Raw genomic sequence first — 6161 nt, forward strand, 5'->3', positions numbered from 1 at the left:
CTATCGCCGATTCCGAAGAACCAGCCGCACTCGCCATCAAGCGCCCACACTTATCGGCTGTTAGTTTTTAAAGAGCACATCGCAAGACAAGCCTTACTTCAACTTCTGTCTTGCGTCGCTGCATCAGCAGCAGAGAAACGAGATTATGAAGAATCTTTTTCTCTTTGTCAACACTATTTTTCGCTTTCGCTTCCAAATCCGGTGACTTCTGAGACCGCCCGTTTCGCTCGGCGGCTCTCGTCTTGCGACGAGGGGCTGAATAGTAGGTCAAGCACACACGAATGACAAGGTGACGAACGCAATTTTTTTCGCGTCTGCTTCAGTGTGCCGCCTTCGCCGCTCCGATGACAAACTCCATCGGCACTGCCGCGGCCATCGCCGCGTATCCCGCGTCGCTCGGATGGATATGATCGCCGCTGTCATACCGGCGCTGGAGCACGCTCGGGCGCGCCGGATCGCGCAGCGCCTGATCGAAGTCGATGACACCGTCGAACGCCCGGCTCGCGCGAATCGATTCGTTGACCGCCGTTCGGATCGACTCTCTTTCCGGCGGCAGCGAAGCGGGCGTGAGCGTCGCACCGTAGATCTTCACGCCGCGCTGATGCGCCTGCGCAATCAGTCGCTGATATCCGCGCACCAGCGCATCGGCGTTGACTTCCGTGTGCGGCGCGTCGCAATCGAGCCCGGCGTGCGCCGGCATCGCCATGAAGTTGATATCGTTGATGCCGATCAGCACGATCACCGCCCGCACGCCCGGTTGACGCAGCGCGTCCCGCTCGAAGCGGCTCACGACGGCCTCACCGTAACAGGGCGAGTTGCTGAGCAGACGATTCCCGCTGATGCCCGCATTCAAGACCGCGGTTTGCCCGCCACTTTTCCGGGCGACTTCTTTCGCGAGCGCATCCGGCCAGCGCCGGTTCGCATTGAGCGAGGAACGCATGCCGTCGGTGATCGAATCGCCGATCGCCACGATCGCGTGCGCCGACGCGCTTTCCACCGCGACGTTGCTGAGCCACGCATATTGCGTGAAGCGCGTGCGGTACGCGGCTGCCGATCCATCTCCGGTGCGGTCGCCCGGCGTCGAAATGTAATTCACCTGGCTCGACACGCGGTGCCACGCGACGAGCTTTTGATCCTTCCCCATGAACATGCTGACGGCGACCGGCTGAAACGCGGCGACGTCGAAATCGACCGCGTCGCTTGTTGCTTGCGCGCCCGGCGCGACCGTCACGCTCTTGTGTCCGCCGAAAGACACGGACCGTGCGCTGCCGGCCTGGATCGCTGCACTGCTACCGCCGACCGCCCGTGCGACGCTCATCGACTCGACGACGAGCGGTTCGGTCCCATAAAGATTGCTGATCCGCAGACGCATCCGCTTGCCGTCGAGTTGCGGATAAATCAGCTGACGGACGGTGCGCCCCGCGACGGCCGGCGCGCGATAGAGCGGCGGCAGGTTCGCCAGTTGCGGAATCGACTGCAGCGCAGTGCCCCACGCGCTGACCCATCGCTCGTTGGCGGGCGTTTCCGCAGCGTCGGCGGCGAACGCCATTGGCGCGAAATTGAGTTGGACGGCGCACGCGGCCGCGCAAATCGCGGCGAGAACTCGGAGTTTCATTCGGCGATGGCGTTCGGAAAAGGCTCGATTGTGCCTGAAGTGTCATCAAGCTCGCGCCGCACATCGCCGGCGATGCGCACAAGCAGCAGCGACGCCCGTGAAATGGCCTCACAATGCTGCCAGTTCTTTTTTCGCCGGCGCGATGACTTACGCAGCGGACATCAATATAAATATGCAATCGAAAAATTCAGCACCGCAGCAACTCGTCTGGGATGAAGACGGCGAAAGCCGCTCAGCCCGCTGGCGATCGGAGAGCGGCAATCCGCCCGCGAAGCGCGTCGTCATCGGACACGATCAGATGACGGCCGATCACGCGTACCGGCTCGCCTGCGAAGGCACCGCGATTCTCTGGCGCGGCGATTTCCAGAACGCTCGCCAGTTGCTGCAGGCGATGGCCCGCCGTATCGACAACAAACCGCGCAAGGCGAAGAAGCCCGCGACGGAAACATCGCCGATCGATGCGTTCAATCTCCATCGACTCGCGCAATCGCAGCGCGCCCGCACCCTCGCAATGCTCGTGCTGCCGCTCGACGAGCACTACGCCATCCCGTTGCGACGCGCGCCGGACGTGCGCCAGGCATGCGAGGAAGCATACGGGCCGCCGTCGGATGAAGCATCGGTGGTGTCCTTGCGCGAGGTGCTTGGTCTGATCGGCGCGCACGAGTGGCGCAAGAAAGGCGTCGACATCGACGCGGCCGGCGGGCGGATCCATCCCTATTACGGCGTGTTCTCGCCCGTTCGCGGCGAGTACGTCGATCTGGTCGCGAATCAGCCGCTGCCGTCAAAGGAACTCGCGTTCGATATCGGCACGGGAACCGGCGTGCTCGCGGCCGTGCTCGCGCGGCGCGGCGTCGAGCGGATCGTCGCAACCGACGTCGACGCCCGCGCGCTCGCCTGTGCGCGGGAAAACGTCGATGGACTCGGCCTCGCTCGTCAGGTGAAGGTCGTGGAAGCCGACATGTTTCCCGAGGGCCGCGCGCCGCTCGTCGTCTGCAATCCGCCGTGGCTTCCGGCGCGTCCGAGCGCCACGATCGAGCACGCGATCTACGACCCGGAGAGCCGCATGCTGCGCGGCTTTCTCGACGGCCTCGCCGCGCACCTGACACCGGGCGGCGAAGGCTGGCTTATCCTGTCGGACTTCGCGGAGCATCTCGGCCTGCGCACGCGCGCGCAGTTGCAGGAATGGATCGACAAGGCCGGACTGAAGGTCGATGGACGTATCGACATCAAGCCGCGTCATTCGAAGGCGATCGACAAGTCCGATCCGCTGCACGCCGCGCGCTCGGCGGAAGTCACGTCGCTGTGGCGGCTGGTCGTCGCCTAAATTGGATCAGGCGCGCTCGGCAAGCCACGCGAGCGCGCCCTCGCCCGCGACGAGCCCGCTCGCGAAACACGCCGTCAACAGATAGCCGCCGGTCGGCGCTTCCCAGTCGAGCATTTCGCCCGCGCAGAACACGCCGGGAAGCGCGGCGAGCATCGAACGCGCATCGAGGGCTTCGAACTCGACGCCGCCCGCGCTGCTGATGACTTCCGCAATCGGCCGCGGGCGCAGCACACGCAGCGGCAACGCCTTGATGCGCGCGGCGAGCGTGATGGGATCGGCAAATTCGTCCTTGCTCACGCATTCGCGCAACAAACCCGCTTTCACGCCCGTGAGATGCAGCCGGCTTTGCAGATGACTCGACATCGAGCGCGCGCCACGCGGATGCAGCACTTCCTCGCGCACGCGTTCGGCGGAGAGCTGCGGCGTCAGATCGAGCAGAATCGTCGCGCCGGCGCCGTGACTTTCGTCGATCCGGTCGCGAATCGGCGCCGATAACGCGTAAATCAGACTGCCCTCGATACCCTGATCGGTGATGAGGCACTCGCCGACGCGCCAGTCGGGCGCGCCGTCCGCGCGCGGCACGCCGATCGCCACCGACTTGAGCGGCTCGCCCGCGAACCGGCTGCTGAAATGCTCGCTCCAGCCCACATCGAAGCCGCAATTCGACGGCACGAAAGGACGCGTGGCCACGCCGCGCGCGGCGAGAACCGGCAGCGCGGCGCCATCGGAGCCGAGTTGCGGCCAGCTTGCGCCGCCGAGCGCCAGCACGAGCGCATCGTGCCGAACGTGTTTCTCGCCCGATGGCGTCGCGAACCGCGATATCGACGCGCGTTCGTCGGCCCAGCCGAGCCAGCGATGCCGCATATGAAACGTGACGCCCGACGCGCGCAGCCGATGCAGCCATGCGCGCAGCATCGGCGCGGCTTTCATGTCGGTGGGAAACACGCGCCCCGAGCTGCCGACGAAAGTCTCGACGCCCAGGCCGTGAACCCAATCCCGCAACGCGCTTGCATCGAAGCGCGCGAGCAGCGGCGCGATCTCCCCGCTGCGCGCGCCGTATCGCGCGAGGAACGCGTCGGCGGGCTCCGAATGCGTGAGATTCATGCCCCCTTTGCCGGCCATCAGGAATTTGCGTCCGACGGACGGCATCGCGTCGAACACATCGACGCGCGCGCCGCCCGCCGCGAGCGCCTCCGCGGCCATGAGCCCGGCCGGCCCGCCGCCGACGACCGCGACGTTCACCGATTCGATGTTTTCAACTGACGACATGCCTGAATAGAAAGAACAAAACGGAGCGACATTGTCGCATCGCCGGTCTACGCGGCGGGAACGCATCGACGGCGCCGCGTAAGTCATTAAATAACAAAAAAGAATTTGGCCGCCTGCGCGCGGGCCAGTACGATCCGGCGATTCGTTGCATCGACAACTTTTTACTGAAATAGCCTGATCATGTCCGTTTCCCTCGCGCCCGAACGCGCTGCCGCCCAGTCCGCCACCCAGGATTCACGGCCGGTCATCAAAAGCGCCGCCGATGTTTCCAGTCTCGTCAACCACGGCGCCGCCATCGGCAGCGACGCGCGCGTGGTCGTCGCCATCGCGCTCGGCGGCATTTTTCTCGATGCCTACGATCTGGGCGCGCTCGCGTTCGGCATGAAGGACATCGCCCGCGAATTCTCGCTGACGCCGACCGGCTCCGGCTTCGTCGCCGCCGCGATCACGTTCGGGGCGATCATCGGCGCGTTCCTCGGCGGATATCTCACCGACAAGGTCGGCCGCTATCGCGTCTTCATGGCGGACATGTTCTTCTTCGTCGTCGCGGCGATCGCCTGCGCGCTCGCGCCGAACGCCTGGGTGCTCGGCGGTGCGCGTTTCGTGATGGGACTGGGCGTCGGCATCGATTTGCCCGTCGCGATGGCCTTTCTCGCGGAATTTTCCCGCTTGCAGGGCCGCGGCAACAAGGCGGCACGCGTCGCGATGTGGTGCCCGGTCTGGTACGCGGCGATCAGCGTCTCGTATCTGCTGGTGCTCGGTTTGTACGCGGTCTTGCCCGAACACAACGCGGGCTGGCTCTGGCGTCTGATCCTCGGCTTTGGCGCGGTTCCGGCGATTGCGATCATCGCGATTCGCAGCCGATACATGAGCGAATCGCCGGTCTGGGCCGCGAATCAGGGCGATCTGAAAGGCGCGGCCGCGATCCTCAAGCGCTCGTACGGCATCGATGCCCGCGTCGACGAAACCGCCACCGTTGCGCCGAAGGCGCGTCGCGCGACGTGGAGCAACTACGGCGCGCTGCTGCGCGGCGTCTACCTGCGCCGGACCGTGCTGGCGACGGTCATCGCCATCGCGTCGTCGTTCGCCTATAACGCCGTGGCGTTCGGCTTGCCGGTCATCATTTCGAGTTTCCTCGCGCAATCGATGCTCACTACGATCCTCGCGTCGCTCGCGCTCAATCTGTGTTTCGCGTTCGCGGGCGGGCTGTTTTCCGTGCGCACGGTGCCGAAATTCGGCGCGTGGAAGCTGTCGGTCGTCGGTTACGCGTTTCAGTTTGCGGCGCTCGTCGGGCTCGCGATCGTCGGGAAGCCGTCGACGGGCGTCGAAGTCGTCGTCGCGATCGCGTTTCTCGCGGCGTTCCTGCTCGGACAGGGCGTCGGGCCTGGCTCGCACAGCATGACGTTTGCGTCGCTGAGCTATCCGACTTCGCTGCGTGGCGTCGGCGTCGGCTTCAATCAGACGCTGATGCGCGCCAGCTCGACGGTTTCGCTGTTCCTGTTCCCGGTCTTGTCGGCGGCGCTCGGCACCAAGGTGTTCTGGATCATCGCCGTCGCGCCGCTCGCGGGGCTCGTCGCGCTGTTCGCCGTGCGCTGGGAACCGTCGGGCTACGACGTCGACGCTGAGGATTTCGCCGCGCAGCAGCCGCGTTAAAACAGTTTCCGATCCCGCCTTATAAAGAGCGGCAGGCGATGTTTCGCCTGCCGCTCTTTTCGTTTCTCCTCCTTCCTGCACTAGATTAACGATCGCGCGCTTTGCGCGACGGGGTCCGCTTCTCGCATGCGGAGTTACCCGAATACGTCTCAAAAACGCATTTACCGACCGTCCGGTCGGTTTATAATCGCCGGACAGCGACTTCTTTTTGAGCGAGTGCCGACATGTACACGCAATCCCTCGACCTCCCCAGCGCGACGTCCGCAGCCGAAAGCCACGAAGCCGCAGCCTCCGCCGCCC

At 65.0% G+C, this 6161-nt stretch carries 5 protein-coding genes; 3 read left to right on the forward strand and 2 right to left on the reverse strand.

Annotated features, from left to right (window positions below):
- Nucleotides 1-285: hypothetical protein (locus tag NCS67_RS12025; RefSeq protein WP_250435278.1), on the forward strand; the 285-nt coding region annotated here is incomplete at its 5' end.
- 34 nt (nt 286-319) lie between these two features.
- Here NCS67_RS12025 and NCS67_RS12030 read toward each other — a convergent pair.
- Nucleotides 320-1615: an SGNH/GDSL hydrolase family protein gene (locus NCS67_RS12030; protein WP_250435279.1), complete on the reverse strand. Its 1296-nt coding sequence runs from the start codon at nt 1613-1615 to the stop codon at nt 320-322.
- Between the two features lie 172 nt (nt 1616-1787).
- Here NCS67_RS12030 and NCS67_RS12035 point away from each other — a divergent pair, with 172 nt between their 5' ends.
- Nucleotides 1788-2939, forward strand: coding sequence for a methyltransferase (locus tag NCS67_RS12035; protein WP_175983305.1), 1152 nt, complete (start codon nt 1788-1790; stop codon nt 2937-2939).
- A 6-nt stretch (nt 2940-2945) separates the two neighbouring features.
- Here NCS67_RS12035 and NCS67_RS12040 read toward each other — a convergent pair whose 3' ends face one another.
- Nucleotides 2946-4208: a TIGR03862 family flavoprotein gene (locus NCS67_RS12040; RefSeq protein WP_250435280.1), complete on the reverse strand. Its 1263-nt coding sequence runs from the start codon at nt 4206-4208 to the stop codon at nt 2946-2948.
- A 180-nt stretch (nt 4209-4388) separates the two neighbouring features.
- Here NCS67_RS12040 and NCS67_RS12045 point away from each other — a divergent pair, with 180 nt between their 5' ends.
- On the forward strand, nt 4389-5861 hold the full coding sequence (locus tag NCS67_RS12045) for an MFS transporter (RefSeq protein WP_250435285.1): 1473 nt from the start codon (nt 4389-4391) through the stop codon (nt 5859-5861).
- Nucleotides 5862-6161 lie beyond the last annotated feature (300 nt).

The sequence above is a fragment of the Caballeronia sp. ATUFL_F2_KS9A genome (genome assembly GCF_023630765.1).
Taxonomy (GTDB): Bacteria; Pseudomonadota; Gammaproteobacteria; order Burkholderiales; family Burkholderiaceae; genus Caballeronia; species Caballeronia zhejiangensis.

What these genes read in the sequence shown, in the direction of transcription:
- NCS67_RS12035 (WP_175983305.1), top strand. Translation starts at nt 1,788, where the DNA reads ATGCAATCGAAAAATTCAGCACCGCAGCAACTCGTCTGGGATGAAGAC.
- NCS67_RS12030 (WP_250435279.1), bottom strand. Translation starts at nt 1,615, where the DNA reads ATGAAACTCCGAGTTCTCGCCGCGATTTGCGCGGCCGCGTGCGCCGTC.
- NCS67_RS12040 (WP_250435280.1), bottom strand. Translation starts at nt 4,208, where the DNA reads ATGTCGTCAGTTGAAAACATCGAATCGGTGAACGTCGCGGTCGTCGGC.
- NCS67_RS12045 (WP_250435285.1), top strand. Translation starts at nt 4,389, where the DNA reads ATGTCCGTTTCCCTCGCGCCCGAACGCGCTGCCGCCCAGTCCGCCACC.